This window comes from Erysipelothrix larvae (assembly GCF_001545095.1).
Classification (GTDB): Bacteria; Bacillota_I; Bacilli_A; order Erysipelotrichales; family Erysipelotrichaceae; genus Erysipelothrix; species Erysipelothrix larvae.
Map to the genome: position 1 here is coordinate 2,068,913 of NZ_CP013213.1, position 24,277 is coordinate 2,093,189.

The 24,277-nt window shown below is 37.5% G+C and carries 31 protein-coding genes and 1 tRNA gene; 3 read left to right on the top strand and 29 right to left on the bottom strand.

Annotation, left to right across the window (positions count from 1 at the left end; translation table 11 throughout):
• The 10 genes from AOC36_RS09425 to AOC36_RS09470 form a co-directional block, all read right to left on the bottom strand.
• Positions 1-855 (bottom strand): ABC transporter permease, encoded by an 855-nt coding sequence (locus AOC36_RS09425; protein WP_067633637.1) that lies wholly within the window; start codon positions 853-855, stop codon positions 1-3.
• Entirely contained in the window at positions 855-1,898 is a 1,044-nt protein-coding gene (gene potA / locus AOC36_RS09430) for a spermidine/putrescine ABC transporter ATP-binding protein (RefSeq protein WP_067633639.1), read from the bottom strand. The genes AOC36_RS09425 and potA overlap by 1 nt, the downstream gene beginning before the upstream one ends.
• Positions 1,899-1,917: 19 nt before the next feature.
• Positions 1,918-2,451 (bottom strand): helix-turn-helix domain-containing protein, encoded by a 534-nt coding sequence (locus tag AOC36_RS09435; RefSeq protein ID WP_067633641.1) that lies wholly within the window; start codon positions 2,449-2,451, stop codon positions 1,918-1,920.
• 200 nt (positions 2,452-2,651) lie between these two features.
• Positions 2,652-2,954, bottom strand: coding sequence for a thioredoxin (trxA, locus tag AOC36_RS09440; RefSeq protein WP_067633643.1), 303 nt, complete (start codon positions 2,952-2,954; stop codon positions 2,652-2,654).
• 46 nt (positions 2,955-3,000) lie between these two features.
• Complete coding sequence (locus AOC36_RS09445; RefSeq protein ID WP_067633645.1) at positions 3,001-3,852, bottom strand: Cof-type HAD-IIB family hydrolase; 852 nt, start codon at positions 3,850-3,852, stop codon at positions 3,001-3,003.
• Complete coding sequence (locus AOC36_RS09450) at positions 3,849-4,736, bottom strand: diacylglycerol/lipid kinase family protein (protein ID WP_067633647.1); 888 nt, start codon at positions 4,734-4,736, stop codon at positions 3,849-3,851. Before AOC36_RS09450 ends, AOC36_RS09445 begins: the two co-directional genes overlap by 4 nt.
• Before the next feature lie 249 nt (positions 4,737-4,985).
• Positions 4,986-6,761 carry an LCP family protein gene (locus AOC36_RS09455; protein ID WP_067633649.1) on the bottom strand — a complete coding sequence of 592 codons (1,776 nt, stop codon included), beginning with the start codon at positions 6,759-6,761 and terminating at the stop codon, positions 4,986-4,988.
• On the bottom strand, positions 6,742-7,413 hold the full coding sequence (locus tag AOC36_RS09460; protein ID WP_067633651.1) for a hypothetical protein: 672 nt from the start codon (positions 7,411-7,413) through the stop codon (positions 6,742-6,744). The genes AOC36_RS09455 and AOC36_RS09460 overlap by 20 nt, the downstream gene beginning before the upstream one ends.
• 127 nt (positions 7,414-7,540) lie before the next feature.
• Complete coding sequence (locus AOC36_RS09465; RefSeq protein ID WP_067633653.1) at positions 7,541-8,710, bottom strand: iron-containing alcohol dehydrogenase; 1,170 nt, start codon at positions 8,708-8,710, stop codon at positions 7,541-7,543.
• Between the two features lie 3 nt (positions 8,711-8,713).
• Positions 8,714-9,616: a nucleotidyltransferase family protein gene (locus AOC36_RS09470; RefSeq protein ID WP_067633655.1), complete on the bottom strand. Its 903-nt coding sequence runs from the start codon at positions 9,614-9,616 to the stop codon at positions 8,714-8,716.
• Between the two features lie 410 nt (positions 9,617-10,026).
• On the opposite strand from AOC36_RS09470, the gene AOC36_RS09475 reads away from it, so the two are divergent.
• The 3 genes from AOC36_RS09475 (at position 10,027) to AOC36_RS09485 (ending at position 10,998) form a co-directional block, all read left to right on the top strand.
• Positions 10,027-10,100: transfer RNA gene (locus AOC36_RS09475), tRNA-Thr, on the top strand.
• 190 nt (positions 10,101-10,290) lie between these two features.
• Positions 10,291-10,539: a hypothetical protein gene (locus tag AOC36_RS09480; protein WP_067633657.1), complete on the top strand. Its 249-nt coding sequence runs from the start codon at positions 10,291-10,293 to the stop codon at positions 10,537-10,539.
• A 15-nt stretch (positions 10,540-10,554) separates the two neighbouring features.
• Positions 10,555-10,998, top strand: coding sequence for a hypothetical protein (locus AOC36_RS09485; protein ID WP_067633659.1), 444 nt, complete (start codon positions 10,555-10,557; stop codon positions 10,996-10,998).
• Positions 10,999-11,022: 24 nt separating this feature from the next.
• Here AOC36_RS09485 and AOC36_RS09490 read toward each other — a convergent pair whose 3' ends face one another.
• The 19 genes from AOC36_RS09490 to AOC36_RS09585 form a co-directional block, all read right to left on the bottom strand.
• Positions 11,023-11,352: a hypothetical protein gene (locus AOC36_RS09490; protein ID WP_067633661.1), complete on the bottom strand. Its 330-nt coding sequence runs from the start codon at positions 11,350-11,352 to the stop codon at positions 11,023-11,025.
• Between the two features lie 6 nt (positions 11,353-11,358).
• Complete coding sequence (locus AOC36_RS12520; protein WP_067633664.1) at positions 11,359-12,204, bottom strand: peptidoglycan DD-metalloendopeptidase family protein; 846 nt, start codon at positions 12,202-12,204, stop codon at positions 11,359-11,361.
• Entirely contained in the window at positions 12,205-12,519 is a 315-nt protein-coding gene (locus tag AOC36_RS09500) for a phage holin, LLH family (RefSeq protein ID WP_067633666.1), read from the bottom strand.
• Between the two features lie 12 nt (positions 12,520-12,531).
• The gene (locus AOC36_RS09505; RefSeq protein WP_067633667.1) at positions 12,532-12,957 is read right to left on the bottom strand and encodes a hypothetical protein; all 426 of its coding nucleotides are present in this window, start codon (positions 12,955-12,957) and stop codon (positions 12,532-12,534) included.
• A 27-nt stretch (positions 12,958-12,984) separates the two neighbouring features.
• Positions 12,985-13,389: a hypothetical protein gene (locus AOC36_RS09510; protein ID WP_067633669.1), complete on the bottom strand. Its 405-nt coding sequence runs from the start codon at positions 13,387-13,389 to the stop codon at positions 12,985-12,987.
• Between the two features lie 29 nt (positions 13,390-13,418).
• Positions 13,419-13,862 (bottom strand): hypothetical protein, encoded by a 444-nt coding sequence (locus AOC36_RS09515; protein WP_067633672.1) that lies wholly within the window; start codon positions 13,860-13,862, stop codon positions 13,419-13,421.
• A 187-nt stretch (positions 13,863-14,049) separates the two neighbouring features.
• The gene (locus AOC36_RS09520) at positions 14,050-14,862 is read right to left on the bottom strand and encodes a hypothetical protein (RefSeq protein ID WP_067633674.1); all 813 of its coding nucleotides are present in this window, start codon (positions 14,860-14,862) and stop codon (positions 14,050-14,052) included.
• Positions 14,859-16,019, bottom strand: coding sequence for a Gp37-like protein (locus AOC36_RS09525; RefSeq protein ID WP_067633677.1), 1,161 nt, complete (start codon positions 16,017-16,019; stop codon positions 14,859-14,861). Before AOC36_RS09525 ends, AOC36_RS09520 begins: the two co-directional genes overlap by 4 nt.
• Positions 16,010-16,840: a hypothetical protein gene (locus tag AOC36_RS09530; RefSeq protein ID WP_067633679.1), complete on the bottom strand. Its 831-nt coding sequence runs from the start codon at positions 16,838-16,840 to the stop codon at positions 16,010-16,012. The genes AOC36_RS09525 and AOC36_RS09530 overlap by 10 nt, the downstream gene beginning before the upstream one ends.
• Positions 16,837-18,579, bottom strand: a complete 1,743-nt coding sequence (locus AOC36_RS09535; protein ID WP_067633681.1) for a phage tail tape measure protein — start codon at positions 18,577-18,579, stop codon at positions 16,837-16,839. The genes AOC36_RS09530 and AOC36_RS09535 overlap by 4 nt, the downstream gene beginning before the upstream one ends.
• A 277-nt stretch (positions 18,580-18,856) precedes the next feature.
• Positions 18,857-19,276, bottom strand: coding sequence for a hypothetical protein (locus AOC36_RS09545; protein WP_067633685.1), 420 nt, complete (start codon positions 19,274-19,276; stop codon positions 18,857-18,859).
• Between the two features lie 35 nt (positions 19,277-19,311).
• A complete protein-coding gene (locus tag AOC36_RS09550; RefSeq protein WP_067633688.1) occupies positions 19,312-19,836 on the bottom strand; it encodes a hypothetical protein in 525 nt (174 codons plus the stop codon).
• Positions 19,829-20,215 carry a hypothetical protein gene (locus AOC36_RS09555; RefSeq protein WP_067633690.1) on the bottom strand — a complete coding sequence of 129 codons (387 nt, stop codon included), beginning with the start codon at positions 20,213-20,215 and terminating at the stop codon, positions 19,829-19,831. The genes AOC36_RS09550 and AOC36_RS09555 overlap by 8 nt, the downstream gene beginning before the upstream one ends.
• Before the next feature lies 1 nt (position 20,216).
• Positions 20,217-20,564 (bottom strand): hypothetical protein, encoded by a 348-nt coding sequence (locus tag AOC36_RS09560; protein WP_067633693.1) that lies wholly within the window; start codon positions 20,562-20,564, stop codon positions 20,217-20,219.
• Positions 20,557-20,871 (bottom strand): head-tail adaptor protein, encoded by a 315-nt coding sequence (locus tag AOC36_RS09565; protein ID WP_067633695.1) that lies wholly within the window; start codon positions 20,869-20,871, stop codon positions 20,557-20,559. Before AOC36_RS09565 ends, AOC36_RS09560 begins: the two co-directional genes overlap by 8 nt.
• Positions 20,858-21,220: a phage head-tail connector protein gene (locus AOC36_RS09570; RefSeq protein ID WP_067633697.1), complete on the bottom strand. Its 363-nt coding sequence runs from the start codon at positions 21,218-21,220 to the stop codon at positions 20,858-20,860. The genes AOC36_RS09565 and AOC36_RS09570 overlap by 14 nt, the downstream gene beginning before the upstream one ends.
• Before the next feature lie 50 nt (positions 21,221-21,270).
• Positions 21,271-22,425, bottom strand: coding sequence for a phage major capsid protein (locus tag AOC36_RS09575; RefSeq protein ID WP_067633700.1), 1,155 nt, complete (start codon positions 22,423-22,425; stop codon positions 21,271-21,273).
• A gap of 22 nt (positions 22,426-22,447) precedes the next feature.
• Positions 22,448-23,080 carry an HK97 family phage prohead protease gene (locus tag AOC36_RS09580; protein WP_099091544.1) on the bottom strand — a complete coding sequence of 211 codons (633 nt, stop codon included), beginning with the start codon at positions 23,078-23,080 and terminating at the stop codon, positions 22,448-22,450.
• Complete coding sequence (locus AOC36_RS09585; protein WP_067633703.1) at positions 23,077-24,270, bottom strand: phage portal protein; 1,194 nt, start codon at positions 24,268-24,270, stop codon at positions 23,077-23,079. Before AOC36_RS09585 ends, AOC36_RS09580 begins: the two co-directional genes overlap by 4 nt.
• Between the last annotated feature and the right edge of the window lie 7 nt (positions 24,271-24,277).

Sequence of the window (24,277 nt, forward strand, 5' to 3'; positions counted from 1 at the left end):
TTAAGCCTCCTTCACTTTCTTACTTGGCCGATCATTATCGACAGTTTGATCAACACGGTTTGTTAAGTGCATTGACACCATAATCAGTGCTGCCATAATCAATGAAATCGCAGATCCAAAGTTCCAGTTTCCTTGTGTAATAAATTGCTTTTCAATTAAGTTACCAATTAGGATATACTGTCCACCCCCTAAGAATTGAGGAATTACAAAGGTTGAAACAGCGGGTAAGAACACCAATGTTATTCCTGAGATAACACCAGACAAAGAGAGTGGGAAAACGACTTTCATGAATGTTTGACGTCGATTTGCCCCTAAATCATAACTTGCTTCGATGAGTGAATTGTCCATTCTACTTAATACCGTATAGATTTGAATAATCATAAAGGGCAAAAAGTTATAAACCATCCCTAATACAACCGCAAAGTCAGTGTAAAGCATTTTGATGGGACCCAAACCAAATTTTGCTAAGAATCCATTAATGAGCCCCACATCGGACAAGATACTAATCCACGCATAGGTCCGAATCAACATATTAATCCACATTGGAATTGTAACAAGAAGAATTAAAAAGGTTTGCATCTTCTCTGATTTGCGAGAAATTATATAAGCCAGCGGATAGCCAATAATGAGACAAATCACAGTAGTAATGAGCGCTATCTTTAGTGATTGCCACAACACTTGTAAGAACACCGGTTCAAAGAACCGTTTAAAGTGTTCAAGGGTGAAGTGAATAGGCACAATTGTATTTGACCCTGTTGTGGTAAAAGCATACAACACAATCAACAACATTGGCACTACAATCAATAAGGATATCCAGACGATATAAGGAATAACCAGTCTACGATATACCTTCATCAGTATGCCTCCAACTTCCACATAACATGAATGTCTTCAGGGAAGAAATGGATACCTACCTCTTTTCCAATCTCTGAATTATCCGTTGTATGGATTACATAATCTCTGTATTTTGTGGATACAACGATTTCATAATGAACGCCTTTGAACAAAATAGAATCAACAACACCCTTGAGTTTCCCCATCTCAATATCCACAATATCTAGATCTTCAGGTCGTATTACAATATCAACCGCTTCATTTTCATCAAATCCATAATCAACACATTCAAATTCATGATCATCAAATGAAACCAAACGATCACGAATCATCGTGCCTTCAATGATATTCGACTCCCCAATAAAATCAGCAACAAAGCGATTTTCAGGTTCATTATAAATATCCGATGGTGTTCCAATTTGCTGGATTTCACCTTCATTCATGACAACAATTTTGTCTGACATTGTTAAGGCTTCTTCTTGATCATGGGTTACATAAACAAAGGTAATCCCAACGTTTTGTTGGATTTCCTTAAGTTCATGTTGCATTTCTTTACGCAACTTAAGGTCAAGCGCACCCAATGGTTCATCCAGAAGCAATACCATCGGTTCATTGATGAGCGCTCGCGCAATCGCAATACGTTGTTGTTGTCCCCCTGACATCAATGTTACAGAACGTTCTCCATAACCTTCTAAGTTAACAAGCTTCAACATGCGATTCACTTTTTGATTAATAATTTCTTCCGATTCTTTTTTAATACGCAAACCAAACGCAATGTTATCGTATACGTTCATATGCGGGAAGAGTGCATAACGTTGAAAGACTGTATTAATTTCACGTTTATAAGCAGGAACTTTACTAATCTCAATCCCCTCAAAGACCACCTCACCCGAGTCTTGTTCTAAGAATCCACCTAAGATACGCAATAAAGTTGTTTTTCCACATCCTGATGGTCCAAGTAATGTTACAAACTCATTTTCAAAGATATCAAGATTGATACCTTTTAATACAATTTGATCGTCAAATTGTTTAACAATATTCTTAAATTGAATTAAAGCATCCATGTTTTTGCTTTCCTCCCTATTAAAAGACTGGTGGTGTACAAACCCATAGGACTTGTACCTGTTGAGGATAGTCATTCCTTAAGAGATGACCCTTGTTCCCTTTAATATAGAATGTTTGACCTTTTTTAATGACATAACTCTCATCCCCATATACTAGGGTGACTTTTCCCATTAAGACATAGCCAAACTCTTCGCCTTCATGTGGCGCAATTTCATTAGACTCAGCCCCTTGACCTAACTCTAATAAGATTGGTTCCATTTCATTTTTTTGTGCGTTTGGCACAATCCAATGTATTTTTGAGTTCTCCCGCTCATCCACAAAGAAATCATCTTTTTTAAAGACTATTTGTTCTGAAGACTCTTCCTCAAAAAATCGAGATAAATCCATCCCTAACGCTTCAACAATATCACTAAGCGTTGCAATTGATGGTGATGTTAAGTCATTCTCGAGTTGAGAGAGAAACCCCTTCGACAATTCACAACGGCTTGCTAATTCCTCAAGTGTTAATCCATTCTGAATTCGGTAGCGTTTAATTTTCTTGCCGATCTCCATTTTAGCCTCCTTGTTTACTTCTACTAAACTTAAATGTTAGTAAGACCAAACAAACATTATTATACAGAGTTCACTTGAAAATGCAAGTAGATTTATCAAAATATTCCTTGATGTCATTAAATATTTTTTTATATGGGTATAATAATAACCCAGTCAGTATAAAAGGATAAAAAAAATCGACATGTTAATGTCGATTTTTACTATGAATTGATGAATTTTTCAACTTCTGGTTTTGGCATAAAACCAGTGCGACGTCCAACAGGTTTCCCATCTTTAAAGAGAATCAATGTAGGAATTGACATAACGTCGAAACGTTGTGCAAGTTCTCCATCAGCGTCAACGTCAACTTTAACAACTTTAACGTTTTCTTTATTACTTTCCGCAACTTCTTTTAAGATTGGAGATATCATCTTACATGGCCCACACCAATCGGCGTAGAAGTCAACTAAGACAACACCTTCTTTTACTGCTTCATCAAATGTATGTGTTTTTACAATTTCCATATATGCACCTCCTGATAGCATTAATATTATAGCACATTTTTAAATTTCACTCATCTATATGCCCAACAGCCTTCAACAGATAGTTCAAAACACCATTCTTCATATTTGAATCAGTAATTGCATCTGCTTTACTTTTTACACTATCTAACGCATTATCCATGGCTACAGCCGTTCCCACAACCTCAAACATTGAGACATCATTCTCTGCATCACCAAATGCGACAACTTCTTCTGGTAGAAGTCCTTCTTTGTCCATGAGTGTCTTCAAAGCTTGTCCTTTTGTAATTCCCTTAGGGGTGATATCAATATAGCGCGAGTTAACCCGCACCACTTCAATCGAATCCCCAAATACTGCATCCATTTCATTTTGAAGTTGAACAAGCGCTCGACGGCTGTATGAGGCAAAGCCAATTTTGAATATTGGTTCTTGAACCTCATTTAACGACTTAAAGTCATTATATTCTCGCAGAAATCCATGGGCGGTTTTTCGAAGTCGTATATAAAAATACAAACGTTTCACATGCCTTACTAACTTTGAACCGAAATTGTAGCTGGCTTTATGTGTGATCAATGTCAGATACCCCAAATGGGTTTTCGAGAAATTAAACACATCCTCAACAACCTCTTTTGGGAGTAAGCTTGAAGATTCATAGGTTTTGTTTTGCTTGTAATCCAACACTTGATAACCATTGTGACCAATAAGATAACCACCATATAAATCAAGTTCTAAGATTTCACCCAAATCCTCCATCATTGACAATGGACGTCCTGAGGCAAGAATTACCAACATTCCCTGTTTTTGACATTGCTTCAAGTATGCAATTGTCTTCTCATCCACTACATTCATGGATGTCTTTACAAGCGTCCCATCAAGATCACTGACAATGCATCGAATCATGATGAGTATCCACGTGGTACACGCAAGCGTAATGCATGTTTTTCAATTGAGAATTCAAGCTGTGTCGCTTCAAAGATTTCCCCATCAAGACCATAAAGTATGGGTGCCATACTTCTTATTGTCAAAGCCTGGGTTTGTTCAACATGAACTTTTTTATGAGATACATGAGTCCCCTTCATATACTTTGGAAGTAAATTGAATGCCTCAAGTATGGATATAGGATCAACGACACAAACATCAAAAAGACCGTCATCAATGCGTGCATCTGGGGTGCTTTTAAACCCATTCCCATAGTACCGTCCATTCATGATTGATGTTAAGATTGCATCCACATGTCGTGTCTTGCCATTCATTTCCAGTTCATACTTCACAGGTTTCATCTTGAAAATATTCTTTACTGCATAATAAAGATACAGCATTCTTCTTGGAACCACTGTATTGGTCGATAAGTTTACATCACGATTTATGCATGCATCAAGCCCAAAATTGGCACAATTAAGATACCGTTCTCCATTTGAAACACCGATATCGACCTTCGTTTCATGTCCGTTGAACACAAGCTCCGTTAATATTTCATCAATATTTCCCGAGAAATTAAGCATACGCCAAAAATCATTGCTTGTCCCGACTGGAATCACGCCGAGTTGACTGTTTAATCCAATTCCATTCAACACTTCATGTAATGTCCCATCTCCCCCACATGAATATAGCACGACATTTGGGTCATCAAATGTCGATGCAATTTCAGTAGCATGGCCAACATACTGTGTTTCAAATACTTCATAATCAAAACCTGTATCGTGTTGATGTTTTTCAATCCATTGCTGTACTTCTTTGTACTCCCCAATTCCAGAATTTGGGTTGATAATAAAAATATGTTTCATGTACTCACCTTTGTCCACTAGTAGTATTATATCATTCACGTCAAACAATCAAAAGAAAAAGCGCGATATAAATCACGCTTTTAGCTATAAATTACTCTTGGTTCTCAGAAACTTCAACAACTGAAATCGAGATTGACGTTGGTTTTGTCTCATATTCGCCCTTATCCACACTTTGATGAATGACTTGTCCATTTTCATAGACCTCGCGATAAGACGGACTGTCTTTGGTAATGACCGTAATATTTAGGGTTACCCGTTAGTATTTGCCCATTCCTTAACCCTATCAATTCCGCCATAGTTTGTTAATTCTGGAACCGTGAAGGTCGACGTAGGTTCAGGGGATGTATCGGGTTGGGTAGGATTAGATGTTTCTGAATCTGAGTCACTTGAACCCGATGAATTTGATTCGTTTTGATCACGTGTACTGCTGTTATTTCCATATAGACTATACATACTTCCTGAGTTCATATGCGCATAGCGTCTAAACACAAAGCCTGTATAGGGGTTATTTATGTCAATGGATAAGGTTGTCAATGGATCTTGTGAACCAATTCCAAGTGTTTCATCAATTAAACTTCTCACTTCTAAAACAGAACCTTTTAAAGGGATTGTGTAGCTTGTCCCATTAATCATCCGCTCTTCCCCAACAATCTGTGTTTGATTAATTGTAAAGGTTGATTGCATGTCAACTGGTGAGCTTGAAAATGCATTCAATGCAAAACCTAGAAGAGGTGCAATATGATTTTCCATAGACAAATTCATCACGATGTTGTCTTTTCCAGCATCAAGCACATCCACCAAAATGTTTGGATTGGTCTTCGCTTTATTTATAATTGAGAACAATAATTCCTTAATGATATACTGTTGATTAATTTGCCTTTGATAATCACCAATCAAGAAATGATGCCGCTCTCGTGCAAAAGTGAGCACCTCTTCACCATTCATTACATAGGTCCCTTCATGAATGGTTATATCTTTAAATCCACTTTCATCCTCTAACGGAAGGGTTCCTGTAAATGTAATTGGACTGGTCAATTCTAACCCACCCAATGCATCAACAATCTTAATGAGCGCATAGAAATCTGCTTCAAAATAAAAATCAATATCCGTATCCACATAGTCTTCAATCGTATCAATTAAGCATTGGCGACTGCGCGCATGGGCATGGTTCAGTTTATCCATACTGTTATTTGCATAACAAGCAATCGGAACCAATGAGTCTCTCGCAATACTTGAAAGGGTGATGGTCATCGTTTGCGGATTAATGGAAGCAAGGATAATAGAATCCGCTAGGTTCTCATTAATCCCCATAATAAGTAAGGTAAAGGGTTCTTCCAATACATTCACACCCGACACTTGTGCCGTAAGTGATAGATTAAAATTACCCATTTCAATGGATTGGTTCAGGCGTTCTTGAAATAATGAATCCATATTTTCCGCAAGACGTGTATACTGCGAAGGAACTACAACCATATCAAGGCTTGAAGGTTCCTGCAGGTAGTCCCTCAATAAATCTGCATAATTCTCATAGGTTGCGACGGTAGCGGAACCACTAATTGATTCGAGTTTACTTTTGAGAAGTTGATTAAATTCTTGATTGCCTTCTACAAAGCCCACTGAATAATCACTGGTGATGACGCCCTTATTGAGGTTATCATTTAATGTAATCACCGAATAATTTACCGTTTCAGTTGCAGAGGTATCTGTCAATCCATCAAAGCCTGAGTTAATGCGATATACATAATAGGTTGCGACGCCTGATACTGCAATAAAAAGTGTTCCCACCAAGACAAAGGCTTTACGCATCCACAAGATGGGTTTCCCATATCCAAAGAGCAAAAATAGATTTAATAGTAAAATTAACCCTACAGAAACAGCTACAAAAATTGTATAGTAATGGGGTTCAATTGCAGCATACCGTCGTGTAAATAATACCAACAAGATGCAAAGTGCATTCATGACTACTGCAGTAATAATCGCGAAAATCATAGAATTCACGATTCTATTATTGCGTTTCTTCTTCATGATTTACCCCCACTATATAATAGATTCCATTACCATCTTTCATCAATATAATCTGTGCCTCTGTATCATACTTTGTGCTGTCTATCTCAGTGGAAGGAAGATATGTCCACCTTACTACTACTTCAATTGCATCTACGATAGATTCTTCACGTTCTCCATCATCATCTTCTTCACCCAATAAGGTAAAGTCAATCTTCTGAGCGGACACACCATTTACAGATGCGACTTCCAGAGTTTGATTTACAGTGTTGTTATTAAGATGTTCAAGCAGCACCGAATACAGTGTATCCTTTGCTTGTCGATATACACTAACTTTCAGTGTTGGATCAATAAACTGCAGCCCTCCGATATCATTGACTTTTAATTTATTAGCGAACGTAAAATAATCCGCTACAAAATTCTGAGCCACAAGTCCTGCAACGGTCTCATCAGACTTCGAATTTTTGATCGCATCAAGAAGCTGTTTATATAAATCTACTTGTAAATCTGTCGCATTTTTCCGAATTGAATAATAGTCATCAGTATTGATAATTGGTGTTTCTGCCGATGTCTCTTTTCCTAATGTATCCCAAATTACGAGTCCCCCCACAATTAGAACAGCAAAGGACAACATCAATACAAAGATTGATAGAAAGTTCTTTTTATGTTTCATAATTTGTTTTTCCTTTTATACTGTTATATTTTACTTCTTTCATATGCATTGTCAATAATTCAAAGTGAAACCCACCAAATCACACAGAAATCTCACCTTAGTAAAAACAAGCATTTGTCATGCTTGTTCACTTCGCGTATTTAAATATTTTATAAACGTCTTCAGCGTATAGTTTCTTAAAATTCCCAAACGATTCACTGCGCTTATAGTACATCCGTTCGATCATGATGTCAGAATCATCATTCAATATTCCTGCTTCATGAAGTCGTGTTGGTAAAAACATGGACTTCAAGAATCGTTCATAACGTGAAATGCCTTCTTCAATGATTTTATCCACTTCATGCGTGGCATAATCAACATCAAAGACACGTTGTGCAAACTGAACAAATCGATCTTTATTTTCAGGATAGACGTGTTTCATCCATGCTGGGAATACGATCGCGAGTCCTGCTCCATGTGGAATGTGGTACAGCGCCGTGAGTTCATGTTCAATGCGATGACTTGCCCAGTCTTCTTCTCGCCCAGATCCAAGCAGTCCATTATGAGCCAGTGTTCCTGCAAAACCAATTTCAGACCATGCATCGATATCATCCAAATGATTGACTACATAGGGTCCATAATGAATAATGGTACGCATGGTTGCCTCAAGTAAGCGATCGGTATAATCAACATGTTCAGTATTTGTAAAGTATCGTTCAAGCAGGTGTGCGAAGATATCAGATATACCCGCCGCAGCTTGGTCACTTCGTAAAGATACAAAGTATGCTGGGTTGATAATTGCGAATCGAGGAATGAGGCAGGTCCCTTTAATGGAACGTTTCAGTGTTGCATTGTTTACACTCACAACGCTTGAAGCACTGCTTTCACTCCCTGCTGCTGGTATTGTCAGAACACACCCTATTGGCAAGGCATCATCGATATTCAAATTATCAACATAAGCCTCTTCAATATTTCCAGCGTATAAGACACCTGCTGCGATTCCTTTCGCAGAATCAATCACACTGCCACCACCAACCGCAAGAATTCCTTCGATTGCATGCTCTTTACACATTTTAATCCCTTGTGCCACTAAATCAAATTCAGGATTTGCTTTCACACCCCCTAATTCATACACTTCAATATTAAGTGCATTCAACCGATTCATGACGTCTTCATAAATACCATGCTTTTTTATCGAGGCCATACCATAATGTAAAAGCACACGTTTACCAAGATGATGCATATTATCGCCTAACATATCCAGGCTATTTTTCCCAAATATGATACGCGCTGGATTATAAAATGTGAAATCTTTCATGGTTTATTTCTCCCAAAGTTTTGCTGGATAAACCCCTTCTTCTTGGAACGTTTTGAATTGTTCTAAGACGCGTGGTTTGTCATCTTGATAGGTAACGCCAAACCAGCTATCTGGAGTTTCAAGCACTTCAACTTCAATCTTTCCTTCAGTAATAAGCTCACCAATATCACTGGGTAACAAGGCTTCTGCTTTTAATGGATTCTCAGCTGTTTTAGTCTCTAAGAACGCGTTAAACTTCGTTTCAAGTAATTCAAATACTTTCGGTGTGAATCCCCAGAAGTTCATAGAAGCAACGCTATCTTCCGGAAGCAATGCTGCAGGTTCACCACCCACAACCCCTTCATCACTCATTTTAATGCCATCCATCTCAACAATTCGTGTTAACTTGCCATCAACACGTTCACAAACACCACGGGTTACGGTTCCATTATCGGTGAGTGTATTGCGAAGGCTGTACCCCATCATTGAGAAATGTGTATCGGATACATCTTCTTGTAAGAAACGCGCCATCTCAACATACGCAGCTTTTCCATAATAATCATCTGCATTAATAACAGTGAATGGTGTCTTTACAAGATCTTTGGTTGCTAAAACGGCATGTGTTGTTCCCCATGGTTTCACACGTTCTGGATCTCGTTTAAACCATTCAGGAACATCATCTAAACTTTGAAACGCATATTCCACTTCAATGAAAGGACGCACCTTTGATACTAATACCTCTTCAAAAATGTCTTTATGTTCTTCGCGAATAATTAATACTAATTTATTGTAGCCCGCTTTAATCGCGTCAAAGATTGAGAAATCAATGATTGCTTCTCCATTGGCTCCAAATTTGTCTATTTGTTTTAAACCACCATAACGGCTACCCATTCCAGCCGCTAAGATTACTAATGTTAAATCCTTCATTTCAATCCTCCTAGTTGTGGTTATATTGTACCATATTAACAATGTTTTTTTTATTTGATTGAACGATAGCTCATCATTTGTCAAAAAATAAACCAAACTTTATCAGTCTTCCCCCAAGCATTTCTTGCATTACCTCTAAAAAACACCAAGAGTGACATATTCTTCCTTTTATGATGAATCTAAGGATCATACACCACCATCATGATTCGTATCGTGTGCGCTAAACCTAACGAATATAAACCATTCAAAGTGCTTCATACAAGTCATATCAATACAAGCATCAACGAAAGAAAAACGCTAAACACACAGGATGAATATAAGATTTACGTGCCAATCTAAAATGGTTTGTATGGACAATCTAAAAGTAAGTATTGATTTTACCTGATTTTTTTTGTATTATTGTAATGCATGCCGCCATAGTTCAATGGTAAAATAGAGCAATGGTAATGCTCAGTTCCGAGTTCGATTCTCGGTGGCGGCACCAGACGACTTCAAGCCCACTAAAAAGTGGGTTTTTTAATACCCTAAAGCACCGTGGGTATACAGTGGGTATACAAATTCATTTCTATAATAAGTAACCGAGTTTAAAATAATCTTAAAATAACTCTTTACATTACTACCATATGGTAGTATACTATATGTGTACAGAGGGAAACCCCCTTAAGGAGTCACACATGAAAACAAATCAACAATTTCCACTTCACGAACTTGAATTAGCACCTTGGGTATGGGCTAAGAATCGCGCATTATGCGCAGTTGCAAATTGGAATGACAACCTGTTCGAAATCGTGAACGAATCAGAAAAAGCAATTCAAATCAAAATCATCCAACCTTCAAAAGGTGAAGCACACGAAAAATTGCACGGTGAATGGTTGCAATGGTTACCTAAATCAGCAGTATTGAACATTGAGCGTTACAGTTAATAGGAGGAAACAACAATGACAAGCAAAGACTTAAGAGATGTAAAGAAAGAGTATGGATATGTATTACGTTGGATCAACGGTGGTGGTGATGAAGCCGGGAACACTTGGCCATATCGCTACTTCCTGGAATGCACATTTACAGGGAATAAAATTGAGTTAGATCATGATAAGTTCAAAGAGTTAGTGACGTTCCCTATTTCGGAGTTCAAAGGACCTTACGCTTATGAGCGATATGTTGAGCTATTTAATCACTTTGGAATTGAGCCAATGACCACCAAATCAAGACAAGAGCGGTATATAAGAGCCGTCAGCGACTTAACGTTATCTTCGATAATGACACACTCGGACAGAGTCAATTTCTCAAAAGGTGTGCTTGGAAAAGCGCGTATTGAACAATATGCAAAAGAATTCCGCAGCAAGGTTAAAAAAGCAGAACAGCTACTTCAATCAAATGATTAGTATATAGAAAAAGAGCCACCCCAATTAAGAGGTGGCTTTGTTTTCATATTTTCTATCTAAAGGATCAGTGCGCATTTCTAATTGATCATACATTTTTTCCACTTTGTGAATCAAGCCATTCCCACCCATATCATAATAGTTGCATATCAATGAATGCATGGTTTCATATTCGTAATCGGTCGTATAACCTCTATCACGAGCCTTTTCCCATATTCCGATGATGTCTTTACGCAAGATACTTAATATTGCATGTCCTTGCGCTTTGTCTTTCTTATGCAACTTTTGAACGGTACGACCTAGGTAAATAGTTATGGCCCATATGACTTTATCAATCCAAGGTGTTATATGTTCCATGTTGGATTACTTCACCGTGCCGTATTTAGGATTCACACGCACTTTACCATAATCGCGTGTCACAATAACACGATCACCATTCCCAGTGATTGTTACAAGGTCATAAGTTAATCCACCAAATTTCTTAGGATTAATCGTTCCCACTTTTTTCCCATCTGCATAACTGTACACAGGCACAGCGCTTCCAAGTGATGCAGGAAGTGTTAATGTTTTAGGTGCGGAAGTCGGTGTTGATGTAACTCCTTTATTTACGATTGCTTGAATCGCATTTGCATCATAACCAGCAGCAGTCAATCGTTGTACACGGTCAGCTCCATTACCCCATTTACCATCCCATACTTCTTTAGCAACTTCATCATTTGATTTTTTAGCAGATGCAGTTGAAGTCAAAACATAACCTACTGGATCAACCCATTTAGAATCGTTACGGTCTACTGAAGTAGTACGACCTTTATAAAGACCTGCATGAATGTGTGGGCCTGTTGACATACCAGTATTGCCTGAGTATGCGATTAGGTCACCTTTAGAAACCTTTTGGCCAACCTTAACGAGTTGTTGTGATAAATGTCCTGCAAAGAACGTTAATCCCAATGATGCGTTGTATACAAACACATCAAGACCATATGACGGTTGATTGCGTGTTGCTGTAATTTCACCATCAAATGGAGCATAGATTTTAGTACCGACAGACAGAGCCTTATCAATACCAGGATGCATCCCATCTGATGTACCAGCGGAAGCAATCGCTTTACGATATCCATAACCGCACGACAACACGTGTGGCCCATTTGTTTTTAAGCATAAGTCAAGCATCTCAATAGATGCTGAAAAGTTTTCTTTAGCGTATTCCATTTATTTTCCTCCCAAGCCATTTACAAAGGCTTCAATCAATATATTTAATTCAATATCACTAATAGTTATCCCTTTTTCATTTGCCCAAATCAGAACCTTCTCTTTAGCAAGAGCAAGTTTTTCTTTTCCGTCAAGGTTCACTCCGATTTGCTCAACGTATAGAACCGTTGATTGAACGAATTTATAGATTTTCTCTTGTTGGTCTATATCCAACTTTGAATCAACGTATGTTTTAACTTTTGTTGCCACATACCCCAATACGATTGTTGCTATACCCATTAATAATGGTGTTAATTGTGTTAATAATTCTTGCATATATGCCTCCTTTTATGTCAATTGGAAAACACACGTCATGTCTAGGGTTTGTTCGTGTGTTTGCGTATAAACTTGTATCATACCATTTGTAAAGATCGTTGCATCTCTGTGCAATATTAAATTTGCACTAGTAACAGTAATCACTTTAACTGTTCGGTTTGCACTTGGCCTGTATCCTTCTGCCAATGTTCCGATTGTTTTTGTTGAATCACTGCTGTTATTTAATGTTCCTGCAATATTTATCAAAACGAAATCGCCCATTCTTATTGCGACTCTTGTTGCATAACTAGAAATTCCGCCTCCTGCAGTTGGAAATGAAAATAAAGGCGCACGAAAGTCTAAATCGTTACTATTATCAATAATTGCATCAAACAACTCATCACTGTGTTCATAGGTGTTGTTTGTGTCTTTAAATGTTGTTTTATTTATTTGTGCCATAAAATGACACTAACTGTCTTTGTGGGGTTAGACTCTGTACTGAATGTTGATTTGAACGTTTTCACCTGCGGTTCTTGTTGCAATCGCAATATTTCCATCTGTTGACAACCTAATAGGTTGAACTTCGTCACCTGATGCACGATAAGAACGAGCAATGACAGTTATGTTTTCTTTAGGTCTATATGCGTTTGGAACATTACACATTACGGTGTTCACGGTTGTTGTGCCTGCATTTAACATACCTTGCAAGCTAACCATTCCTGTGTGGTCCTTTGTCGCGGTCACTGTTCCTGCCCAGCCATTGAATGTTGAACAAACTCCGGTATCTATCAAAGCTAGACTCTTTAGTTCTCTAGCAAGTTCTCTCATTGCTTCGTTGCTGTATTCAGCATCATCATTGGAATCAAATAGTTTTGTTTCATCTAAAGCCATAATAATAGGCTAAGTCGTTTAATGGGGGGTTATTTCCAACGTCCTTTTACAAGTACATTAAAAGCAACAATTGCACCTGAAGTAGAAACTGGCCTCATCACACGTAATGATGGGGTGGCGTTTGCCGATACAGAAGTAACACCTGCGATAACTTCGCAAGGATGCCCTTTTGCAATTGTCACAAATACTTTTGGAATATCCGCTAGTATAATTGGATATGAAATAGCGCCTACTTCTGCATAAAACACAGAACCCCATGCAGTCGTTACATCCAATGTGTAATTCCCTGTAGTTGCTTCCATTTCACAGTAGCCACTATTCCATCTTCTTATTCTCCAATTTCCAACAATTGTATCTGATACAAGGAAATCTAGTTGAACTTTGTCAATAGACTCTATCAATTCTTTTATGGCCTCATCACTTAATTCTGATATGCCATTAGAATCATAAATTTTTGATGTATCGACTGCCATTAGCAAACAACCCCTTGCAAACGACCTTTTAGCCGTTCACCCCACTCTCTTTCGAGTGGACAGTTAGTGCGTGTCCACCCCCTTTGTAAAGACGGTAATAGGTGTGTGTGTGTGTGTGTGTGTGTGTGTCACACAGTTCCGTGTGTGTCAAGATTTTTTTCATCTTTTTAGCGTTTCCTTTCGTTTTTTAAAGCAATGAATACACCAAGAACACATCAACTGCTTTGGTTCTTGTTGAGGTATATCCTGTTAATGTTCCATCAGTTGCAAGTGTTCCAAGTCTTGGTTGACCGGATGTCGGTGTGCATGCTATTACGCATGATTTTGCAGACTTAGGACGATATGCTTCTGGTACAATTGCTAATGTTTTGATTCCTGAAGCCGTTGTAATTGGCGCGCCACTTACTCGAAGTATCGCAATGTCCCCAATGACAATTAAACGGTTTTCATAAACTGTTTGGATCCCTGTTGGCTTTGGTAATTCAATCAAAATTGGAAGAGTGTTCATGTTTGATACATAAACTCTCTTGTCTGTGATGGATGCCGTAGTACCGTTTAGATTGATTTCAAACAGCACTTCTTGCCTTACAAGAGCACCCTCATTAAGGTTCCCTTGTTCGAGCGTAGGGCCTGTTGGATTTGCGCCAGTGCTAGTAGATCCTTTGAGAACTCTAAATTCTAAGACATCATCACTGTCATTACTTTTGCGATATTCTGCAATAATGTAATCTTTCCGATACATACCTAACGTTCCAGAATCGATGCTCAAATCAATAGTTGTCGATTCATCGACCTTTACAAGATGCCCTTGTAAAGAATAAATTCCGTCAGCCATTCTCACAGTGTTATCACTAATTTTTGATAATGCTAATTCATTACGATACCCCTTTATAACTCCACTTTTCGCACCCATAATTGAGTTGAATATTGAAGCCCAATCTTGAGCATCTGAGTGCCCAGGTGAGTTTGGAGTATTTACGATTATTGATGTTTGACTCATATTGTTATATCACCTACCTTGTAGTTAAATTGAGTTTTCCCTTTTTCGATGGTTAGTTCTTTTTGGATGATTCGTGCCTTTACTTTTGCATTTGTCACAACATCTTCACCTGCGACAATATCACCAAGATTGAATTCTAATGAAGTATTATTAATTTGAAAGTTGATTTCTGTTGATGGTAAATAGTCTGATTCAAACTTTTCCTTAGCAGCAGTTATTAACTCTTCTATCGACTCTACAGACGGATAATCATAAATAACTGCGTTATGGTTGAAATTCTGAGCTACGATATCTTTGATGTCGCTTTCCGTTCCAGTAAACACCTCGTATAGTTGTTTGGTTTCATAATTGGCTCTTAAGACTACAATCTGTCGTTCTTCTAATTCCCCTTTTCCAAGAGCAATTAAGTAATCACATTTCATTGATTCATCAATTTTCGATGTAACAACTGACTGATAGTCTGTGCTTAGATACATATCATCGGAATAATCAATGATTGGATGTGCTGATATTTGAATCAATTTATAACCGTCATTAATATATTGATGTCTGATATCAAGCCTCGCATTGCTTGATAGAAGAACTTTCTCAATTGCATTTGTGAACTCTTGAAACCGTAAAGAAACGGATATATCAATGCCTGAACTAGCCTGATTAACGCTTATGTTCTTCAATTTTGATGCCTCTGTATCTGGCTGATATGTTCCTGTTGTTGATTGGATAATCAGAGGCAACTTAAATAGTATTTTATTAATTACAAAGTTGGCTTCTCCATTAAGCACAAAGTACGCATCAAAACCATCTATATCTACTGATCCAACAAGCTCTTTAACCCTTAATAAAGGAGCAATGATGATTTTGCTCAATTCTGATCTAAAATTTGGACCGCTAATCTTAATCGTTTCATCAGATGTTGATTGGATACACTTAACTTTCCCTCCCCACTCTGACTCAGGAATGTATATCCAATCACCAATGCTGATAGTATTCTCATCCCAAGACTTTTTTGATAACACTAATTCAAAGTCATTTTCATCATATGAACCACCTTCAGAAATGATGCAATTGTACTTAACTAAATTATCGATGATTCCCTTCTCAACCAACTCTGGAACCCCATTCGGAGTTACAGACTCGACAGAATGAATTATTTCCATATTGGTTCAACCAACCTTTCATAAGTAATTATTTCGATAGGAAATGAGCGATTATATTCAACTAATCCTGATTCAAATATCAAGGCCGTAAACATCGATGGTGATTTTAATCTTGAATTGAACATGTTTATCGTTTCTCCTGATGCAGTAATTTTTACAACGCTTTTTGTTAATTGGTCAATCTCAATCCGTTCGCCCGTTAATAATTCCCCTGTTACTGAAAATTGTCTTCCGTCAATCCATATCGTTGGATTAACTGCAGGACCAAAGAAACTAATTTTGGCCAACAAATCAAAATACAGTGGTTCTTCGATGATGTAAGGTCTGACTTTGGAAGCAAAGTGTGTTGGTAATGAAATTGGAAAGCTAAATCCATCTTCATTTTGAGATGAAACTCCATTAAAAAACGAATAAGTTTTCTCTAGTATCCACAATGGAGTCGGAGCATATATCTTGAACTCAACAGTAACCGCTTCATGGTAACGATTCCAATTGGTTTTAGTAGATGCCGTGATGTAACAATTAATATAAGTGTCGTTTACGTATAACTTACCTGGACTGTTGTGCCTAATATCATTCATAAAAATAACGCTTAATTCGTTCAAAACCGAAGTAACATCGCCCCAAATAACTACACTTATTTTGAATTCATTTTTTACATATTGAAATTGAGAAATATACGTTCCAATTCCATCACTACTTATTTCACTGGATATACTTATCTCAGAATCAGCAAATGAATTGGTGACATACAATAATGGAGGTTTGGTAAAATCAACCTCGCCACCTCTACCCTTATATACAATTTTTGGATGGCTCATTGTTTAACCACCTTTAGCACAAATTTCCCAAGTATTCTGTCATCAAGGACGATATTAAAGTTTTCGAATACAATTGAAAGGTATTGTCCAACTATATGTGCAAAACGACTCATATTTGCCTCCGATAAAGTGACTTCTTGTCCGTCGGTATTCATCCCTGTGCTATCCACAATCCCATCACCGATACTACTCAACGTTCTCTTGTTTAGTGGAAGTATTGCTTCATGGCCTTTCTCTCCACCTCCCATAATTTTGTCTCCATCCAGTCCGAATGCAGTTGGTTTAGTCATGATTCCCCCTTTTGCGTACCACTCGACACTCAATTTAGGAGTACCGTCTTTCAACCAGTTTAACGGGTTGACTGATCCGGTAACTTTAAAGTGAGGCATTTTAAGCTTTGGAAACTCCCACTTAAAATTCATGAATCCTTTGATTTTATCGATTGTATTTCCAACAAACGTTTTAGCAGTTTCAATTGGGTTCATGATGGCTTTTTTAATCTCGTTAAACTTAGTCTTAGCTCCAGAAACCATATTTGAAAATGTGGCATTGACACTTGACCACATTCCAGTGAAAAAATCTTTGACTTTACGAACTCCACTTGAAACAAATTCGTTCATGGATTTAACACCGTTGCCAACAACAGAGGATAGTTTTGACCATGCACCCATCATCCACGCAGTAACTGAATCCCAATTCTTCCATAACGCAATCCCTACACCGATTAATACACCAATTGCGATTGCGACCATTCCAAAAGGATTAGCATTCATTGCAGCATTTAACAACCATTGAGCAACGGTCATAGATTGTGAAACTGCTCGATATGCAGACATCGCAGTGCTAACAGTGTTAATAATCATTTGAGCTAAAAAAGCTGCAGTAAGTGCTGCGACTACCGGAATAACGATGTTTAGGTTTTTACCTAGCCAGGAAACAGCATCGGTTAATCCTTCAATCAGTCCAGTAGCAATATTTAGTACAGGTTGGCCAATGTTTGCTAAGAAACGGTTCCACGTAGCAGATAAGTTGCCTGTCACGTTATCCCAGTTGGATGATTCGCGCGCAGCTTGGCCCATTGCACCATTTAACTCGTAAGTTTCCTCGATTTTTTGGAGGATTAAATCTTGCTTTTGAGCTTCGGTTAATTCTTGCCATGATAATCCAAATTTTTCTTGTGCTTTACGTCCCATTTCGGTTGCGTTGGTAAATACCCCTATAGCATCTCCTGCACTGAAGTTTCCTTTCATAAGAGAAGCCATTGATCCTGTGACATCATCAAGTGACTTATCATAAAAAGCAGCTCCATCTGCAGCTAATCTGACAGCGGTGTCCGTATTGTTAAGGGCCTGAGTAGCATCCATCCCTGCACCTTTAAATTGTGCTCCGAATTTACTTGCGCTCGTTTTTAATCGATCTACGTGGATGTTTAATTCTTTAGATTGCTCTTCCAAATCTTCCATCATCTTTGTTGCATCTGCTCCAAATACTTGGTCGAATTGAGCATCCATTGCGTTCAATTTAGCAGTTGTTTCGATAATTGTTTGGGTAAATTTGGTAATTACAGCGATGCTGAAAGCAGCAATAATCTTCTTACCAATGCCAGCCATCTTATCCTCAACTTTATTCAATGAATCTGCATTTTTTTTCGCTTCGGTATCCGCTTTTTTTAAAGTATCAAGTGCATTCTTATCTTCAATTACGATTGATCCCAAAACTTTAAATAATTCAAAAGCCACAGTAATCACCCTCTTCCATATATTTCTTTGATTATTTCATCTTTAGACTTTCTCGTGTAATAAGTAGTCTCCTTGTGATACGCTTCTTCCTTAAGAGTTTCTTTCCATTTATCAAATGAAAGAGTCTCTTTTAAATACGGTAAAGAAGTTAAATAAACTTCAAACAATTTATCGTTGTCACTTTTTTGGATTCCCTTTTCGAGAACTAAAATAGCTTGTTTGCATCTCATGTTATAGATGCGATTTGAATTTGGATATGTACGCAGTAGGAACTCTTCTAGTTCAATTGTGTCCCCACTGCAGATTGAAAAATTTCGGAAAGATTCTCACTCGCTAACGCTTCCTTAAACCCTGCTATAATTTCTCCAATACCAAGAAGTAATGCTTCATCCGGTGTCACACACATGATCGAACCAATCAATTCTGCTACTGATCCTTTTGACTTTTGGATATTTTTGATTAATAGTCTGATTAAAGATGCAATAGTTTCAGACTGAGCTTGATCAACGAGAACATTTGCTTGTTGTTTAATCAGTTCTTCTCTTTCCTCTTCAGGCACAGAATCATCGATGTTTGGTTCAAAATTTTTAAGTACACTTCCTGCTTGGTCAAAAATAGCTTTTAAATCGTCTTGAAGCCCTAAATCCTCAATGACACGAGCAAGCAAAAACAAATCATTTAATTTAAATTTTTTCATATTACCTCCTAAATTAAAAAGGATAAGCGTTGTGCTTACCCTTCATCTGGTGTTGTTGATCCAAATGTAATTGAATAAGAAGATTCATCACGACTATCTTCTTTGTATGTTGCAGTAAATTCTAATGCTGGAACAACTTCATTTTTATCTTCAAAAGTAAAGTCGAGATTTGACAAGCTGATTGCTTGTGGCAATTCAATAACTACTTCGCTTCCATCATGTGTTTTTCCGCGCCAGACTACTTGATGATAATCATCTTCGCTAATCGAAGGTTTTGAAGACAATACATTTGTATCTTTCCCCATTGCTGCATATACTGTTTTAATCGTGTCGATATCGAATATTTCCAATGCATTTACGACAAGCTTTGCAGTTTCGGAGTCAAACGCAATTCTCCCTTTAACAGGGCCTCTGTCCCCATCTGCTTCAATATTTCTAAATGTTCTTTCGACATTAAATGTTGAACCACCACGTGTCAATCCAACAGGTGATCCATCGATTTCCACGATACCATACCCTAAAAGTATTTTATCAGGTGTTGTTGTTTTAGCTTTAGTCATTATTTTCCTTTCCGTACACTCTTACGGTGTAGCTCTGTTCTAACAGTTGTAATCCTGCCAATTCTTCATCGTCTGTGTATTGATCAGCATCGTATACCATATGAAAATAGCAATTATCAGTCTCGAATACTCTGTTTTTCAACACTTTTTCGATTTTCTGGCCAATATCAAATAGTCTATCACTATAACTATTTACATCATCAAAGAGTTGGATGTAAATTTGATAGTCTTGAGTTATGGTTGCATCAATCTTTCCAGTGGTTTGAATAACAGCGTAAGGCTTTTCTGAATTTTTCTTTGCGCTATACCGATATATTTTTATATTTTCATACTCGTTATTAAGCAGTTCAATAATCTTCATTTCAACTTCTTGACGCATGTTATTTTCCTTTCCTAATCTGATCTAATGCATACCCAATCATGCTTTGAATCGTACTTATGTTTTTCATTACAACCGGCTTAATCGGATCAGTATCTCGTCTGATAATCCAAAGTGCATAAAACTGTTTCACTCCGATTTGAAGATCCTTCTCTTGTTTTCTCGCCCAGTATCCTAAGGAACTTCTAAGTTTACCGCCGTTCTTTCCACGTCTTCTAGGAATATCCGGCCGTATCTCGCGAACAAGATTTTGTCCGATAACGCTTAATACTTTATGCGGAGCTTCTTCGATTTTAGATTGCATAACCGTCAAATTACTCTCAACAGTGAATTTTTTCCTTTTAGCCACTGTAATCACTACCTGTTGGCGCAATAAGAATTAGTTCTACCGTTTCATACTTTTGGTTGTCGTTAGTTGTTGATACATCATAAGTGTGGCCCCTGAATCGAACTTTGCTTTCGTCTGCATATTCAATTGATCTCACTTCGATTTTGTGAGATGGAGCACGTCCAATTGATGCACCCTGACTTTTCTCGTCTCGACTTAATTTCAGAACGTTGCAATAAACTTCTCTATAAATCGCTGTCGACTTATATATGCCATTGACTTCTATTTCAGTGACAGCTCCTAATTCCACAGTTTCATTCCAATACATATGCATCAACCTTTTCTATCGGATCGGGATTTCGATAACGAGTCATAGCCAAATGTATACGCATTTTATCGTATATTTCAACATATTTTTCAGTATCTGGATTGCTCATTCCGAAGTGGGCTTTACAATATACTACTATCGCTCTAATAATTAATCGATCTTTAATTTCTTTGGATACATCAATATGTATAACTCCAGAAATATAAAGGTCTTCTACACAAGATAGGATTAAGTCTTCTATTTCTACATCAAAAGAAGTACTTGCCTGCGATATTCTCAGCGAAGTTTTAACTTTACTCATTAGTTGAAGATTTACTTCTTTCGTTTCGAATGTATCGTTATCACTCATAATATATCCTCCAATCTATATTTAGAGAGGGGATTTCTCCCCTCTAAATGTTATTCTGATGCCTTAATTAACTTCACAAATGCTTTTTCAAGCGCTGGTGTACCATCAAACATTGCTGCACCTAAGAATTCATAATTGTTAGATGTCAATGAGAAATCGGAAACAACATTGATTTCTTCAGGCATATTTCCTTTATACCCCTCATATAAGTTTCCAAGGTATGCACATCCACGTGGCACATCGTCATCCATCAGTACTGGATAACCTTGAATATGGTACTCTCCATTGACGATTTGGACAAGGTCATTTTTAGCTTTATCTTGAAGAGGCAAGAAGTCATTGAGTAATGTTTTCTTAGATAGAATCCATTTAGCACCTGCATCATATGCTCCAGGAAGTAATCCAACCAAAGATAATACATTATTAGCTGTTAGCGTTCCTGCAGATGCTACAGTAACTGAGTTATCTGCTGTCCAAACAATCTTGTCAATTCCTTTAGCTTCCCCAGTTCCACTTCCAAATAAAATTAGTTTTTTTAGTTTGCGTGAAATTGAGCGTACAAGATTTTTTACTAACCAGTCTTCAAACGCATCAACAGACATTCTGGTGATAGACTTAGATGCTTTTAATAATTTAGTTACTTCATAACCGAAGAGGTTAACAGCAATAACCTTGTCTTCTGATGCAGTAATGGTAGCATTTTCTGCGTGTTTAGATGCTTCAGAGATTGGCTCTTCTACAGGAATAGTAATACCTCCAGCAACGCGCAATAGGTCGATTTCGCTCAATAATGGAGCTGATTGTTCTAGTAGCTCAATAATTTTGTTTTGTGTAACAGTTGGAACAACCGCTCTAGCACTCTCTTGTGCTGTTGAGAAAGCACGATGTTCAGCCTCGCTTAGAGCTACCCCACGAATGTTGTTTAAAAATGCAGAACGATATACAGTTTCTTCATTTTCTTGTGTAAGGTTATCGTGTGTATTGATTGGTTGCATTTGAGCAACCACTCCGCCTCTTACTACAACATCATTTAACAATTGTGTGCGACGTTCTGCAGCAGCCAAGATTTCATCTTCACGATCATTTAATGACCGAATTTCTGTTTCAAGAGCATCGTTTGCTTCAAGTGTTCCTGATTCCAGTTGTGATTTAATTTCCATTTTTCGAGCGCGTACTTGCTCCAAATTCATAATTTTGATGTCCATATTATTTCCTCTCTTTCGTTTTTTATAGTTCTAATAGCAACATCAGTTTGCGTTTTTTCATTTCTTGCTCAAGCAACTCCTGCTTTTCCTTTTCAATCACTCCGTCAATAAAGGAACGAGCACTTATTTCGGTGTCAGGATTCGCTGGAATACTCACAGCGGACACATCGAAAACTTTTTTAATGGACTGAATCGTCCGTGTTCTTGTATCACGATTAAATTCTTGTTGTGATACGGTAAAAGCAAAACTCATTCTTGTAACGAGTCCACTTTCAATTTCTTCGTACATCTGACGTGATGTCTCCGTTTTTGATAAATCGGCACGAATATATAATCCGTGCGAGTCCACTTTCAACGAGAGTGTTTCATTCGATATCCTTGCATACACTTTGCCCTGATGATCGTATTGAAAAATAACATCACTCATGTCTGCACCATTGAATGCGTTACGGTCAACTACTTCATAATACTTAACGCCATCATATTCGAAGAGTACATATGGTTTATCGAATGTTGTTGCATAGCCCTCGACAATGTAATCTCCTTTTGTTTCTACCTCGAACGCGCCGCGAAACTCTCGACCGCGTGCGATTTTATCCATAAGCATCGATTCATAGGAATCTTTATTTCCATTGCTTACTGTTCCTACCGTCATTTGGTTACCTCGCTTTCTTTTCGGTCATATTTAATAGCACCATCTTCACCAATCTCAGCATATTCTTTCCGTATGTACTTCTTGTTATTACCAGTGATTGGTAATCCCCATGCTTCTGCAACATCGTCAACACCATAAATTCCACGATCAAACAATCCTGAAGTAACTTCATATTTTGTTTTATTGGATGCGTATTGAAGCCTATTTGATTGGAAGTAAAGATTGCTTCCCTTTTTAATATCGGAAAGGGTAAAAATCATGTTATTGATTGCTAGACTACATTGAATTGCAAAAGTCTCTATCTCGCCTTCATAAAATGAATTCCAAACATTTTCATCAAAATCATTTTGCAGTATTTTTTGATTAACTCCAAAATATGAAAATATACTGTTTTTTATATACTCCATTTGGGCCGTCTCGATTACAAATTGTTTCGATTCAAGTTGCTTAACATCCTTGTATTTACCATCTATAATCATTACTCCAGTGTCGTTCTCAGCTGAAAGATTCTTCATTGAGAAATTTTCACGTTCCTTTTTTAAATCATCCTCGTGCAATGGTTGTGAAAGTGCAGCAATAAAGCGTATCGCTGCAGAAGATTTGATTGACTGATTAATCGCTTGATTTTGCATATCTATTAAGTTGAGTGTCGAATCGAGCGCTTGATTGGTATCACCAAACAGTTCGCTCGCATAATTCATTTTCATGATCACTCCGACACGATCATATTCAATCGCTGCTTTTTGGCCATTTGCAAATGTATATCGAAGATAAAGCGCTCCTTCATATTCGACTATTTCGCTCATTGATGCTTTTAGAGGGTACAAACCATTAATCACAGTTTGCTCAACATCACGATACAAAGGCAAAATAAAAACACATGTATCAGTTTCATACAACGTTCTCAAACGGTATAGGAAATCGTATGTGCTTTGGAAGGGATTTGGTTTTGTTGACAGTATCAATCCTAATTCTTTATTGATATCCCCAATAATCAACGGTTTAAGCTTTGCAGTGTGCTTTGCTTTAGCATGTATTGCTGAACGAATCAAATCTGACTCGTAAACACTTGAGTGTTTCCGATTGAAAAAATAAGGTGATTCAAAATTGAGCATTTTTAGTAATTGGCCCATTGATACTGCCTGTAAATCTTTCTCTTTCGGTTTGAATAAAAAATCAAAGAATCCCACATTAACC

What these genes read in the sequence shown, in the direction of transcription:
- AOC36_RS09425 (WP_067633637.1), bottom strand. Translation starts at nt 855, where the DNA reads ATGAAGGTATATCGTAGACTGGTTATTCCTTATATCGTCTGGATATCC.
- potA (WP_067633639.1), bottom strand. Translation starts at nt 1,898, where the DNA reads ATGGATGCTTTAATTCAATTTAAGAATATTGTTAAACAATTTGACGAT.
- AOC36_RS09435 (WP_067633641.1), bottom strand. Translation starts at nt 2,451, where the DNA reads ATGGAGATCGGCAAGAAAATTAAACGCTACCGAATTCAGAATGGATTA.
- trxA (WP_067633643.1), bottom strand. Translation starts at nt 2,954, where the DNA reads ATGGAAATTGTAAAAACACATACATTTGATGAAGCAGTAAAAGAAGGT.
- AOC36_RS09445 (WP_067633645.1), bottom strand. Translation starts at nt 3,852, where the DNA reads ATGATTCGATGCATTGTCAGTGATCTTGATGGGACGCTTGTAAAGACA.
- AOC36_RS09450 (WP_067633647.1), bottom strand. Translation starts at nt 4,736, where the DNA reads ATGAAACATATTTTTATTATCAACCCAAATTCTGGAATTGGGGAGTAC.
- AOC36_RS09455 (WP_067633649.1), bottom strand. Translation starts at nt 6,761, where the DNA reads ATGAAGAAGAAACGCAATAATAGAATCGTGAATTCTATGATTTTCGCG.
- AOC36_RS09460 (WP_067633651.1), bottom strand. Translation starts at nt 7,413, where the DNA reads ATGAAACATAAAAAGAACTTTCTATCAATCTTTGTATTGATGTTGTCC.
- AOC36_RS09465 (WP_067633653.1), bottom strand. Translation starts at nt 8,710, where the DNA reads ATGAAAGATTTCACATTTTATAATCCAGCGCGTATCATATTTGGGAAA.
- AOC36_RS09470 (WP_067633655.1), bottom strand. Translation starts at nt 9,616, where the DNA reads ATGAAGGATTTAACATTAGTAATCTTAGCGGCTGGAATGGGTAGCCGT.
- AOC36_RS09480 (WP_067633657.1), top strand. Translation starts at nt 10,291, where the DNA reads ATGAAAACAAATCAACAATTTCCACTTCACGAACTTGAATTAGCACCT.
- AOC36_RS09485 (WP_067633659.1), top strand. Translation starts at nt 10,555, where the DNA reads ATGACAAGCAAAGACTTAAGAGATGTAAAGAAAGAGTATGGATATGTA.
- AOC36_RS09490 (WP_067633661.1), bottom strand. Translation starts at nt 11,352, where the DNA reads ATGGAACATATAACACCTTGGATTGATAAAGTCATATGGGCCATAACT.
- AOC36_RS12520 (WP_067633664.1), bottom strand. Translation starts at nt 12,204, where the DNA reads ATGGAATACGCTAAAGAAAACTTTTCAGCATCTATTGAGATGCTTGAC.
- AOC36_RS09500 (WP_067633666.1), bottom strand. Translation starts at nt 12,519, where the DNA reads ATGCAAGAATTATTAACACAATTAACACCATTATTAATGGGTATAGCA.
- AOC36_RS09505 (WP_067633667.1), bottom strand. Translation starts at nt 12,957, where the DNA reads ATGGCACAAATAAATAAAACAACATTTAAAGACACAAACAACACCTAT.
- AOC36_RS09510 (WP_067633669.1), bottom strand. Translation starts at nt 13,389, where the DNA reads ATGGCTTTAGATGAAACAAAACTATTTGATTCCAATGATGATGCTGAA.
- AOC36_RS09515 (WP_067633672.1), bottom strand. Translation starts at nt 13,862, where the DNA reads ATGGCAGTCGATACATCAAAAATTTATGATTCTAATGGCATATCAGAA.
- AOC36_RS09520 (WP_067633674.1), bottom strand. Translation starts at nt 14,862, where the DNA reads ATGAGTCAAACATCAATAATCGTAAATACTCCAAACTCACCTGGGCAC.
- AOC36_RS09525 (WP_067633677.1), bottom strand. Translation starts at nt 16,019, where the DNA reads ATGGAAATAATTCATTCTGTCGAGTCTGTAACTCCGAATGGGGTTCCA.
- AOC36_RS09530 (WP_067633679.1), bottom strand. Translation starts at nt 16,840, where the DNA reads ATGAGCCATCCAAAAATTGTATATAAGGGTAGAGGTGGCGAGGTTGAT.
- AOC36_RS09545 (WP_067633685.1), bottom strand. Translation starts at nt 19,276, where the DNA reads ATGAAAAAATTTAAATTAAATGATTTGTTTTTGCTTGCTCGTGTCATT.
- AOC36_RS09550 (WP_067633688.1), bottom strand. Translation starts at nt 19,836, where the DNA reads ATGACTAAAGCTAAAACAACAACACCTGATAAAATACTTTTAGGGTAT.
- AOC36_RS09555 (WP_067633690.1), bottom strand. Translation starts at nt 20,215, where the DNA reads ATGCGTCAAGAAGTTGAAATGAAGATTATTGAACTGCTTAATAACGAG.
- AOC36_RS09565 (WP_067633695.1), bottom strand. Translation starts at nt 20,871, where the DNA reads ATGTATTGGAATGAAACTGTGGAATTAGGAGCTGTCACTGAAATAGAA.
- AOC36_RS09570 (WP_067633697.1), bottom strand. Translation starts at nt 21,220, where the DNA reads ATGAGTGATAACGATACATTCGAAACGAAAGAAGTAAATCTTCAACTA.
- AOC36_RS09575 (WP_067633700.1), bottom strand. Translation starts at nt 22,425, where the DNA reads ATGGACATCAAAATTATGAATTTGGAGCAAGTACGCGCTCGAAAAATG.
- AOC36_RS09580 (WP_099091544.1), bottom strand. Translation starts at nt 23,080, where the DNA reads ATGACGGTAGGAACAGTAAGCAATGGAAATAAAGATTCCTATGAATCG.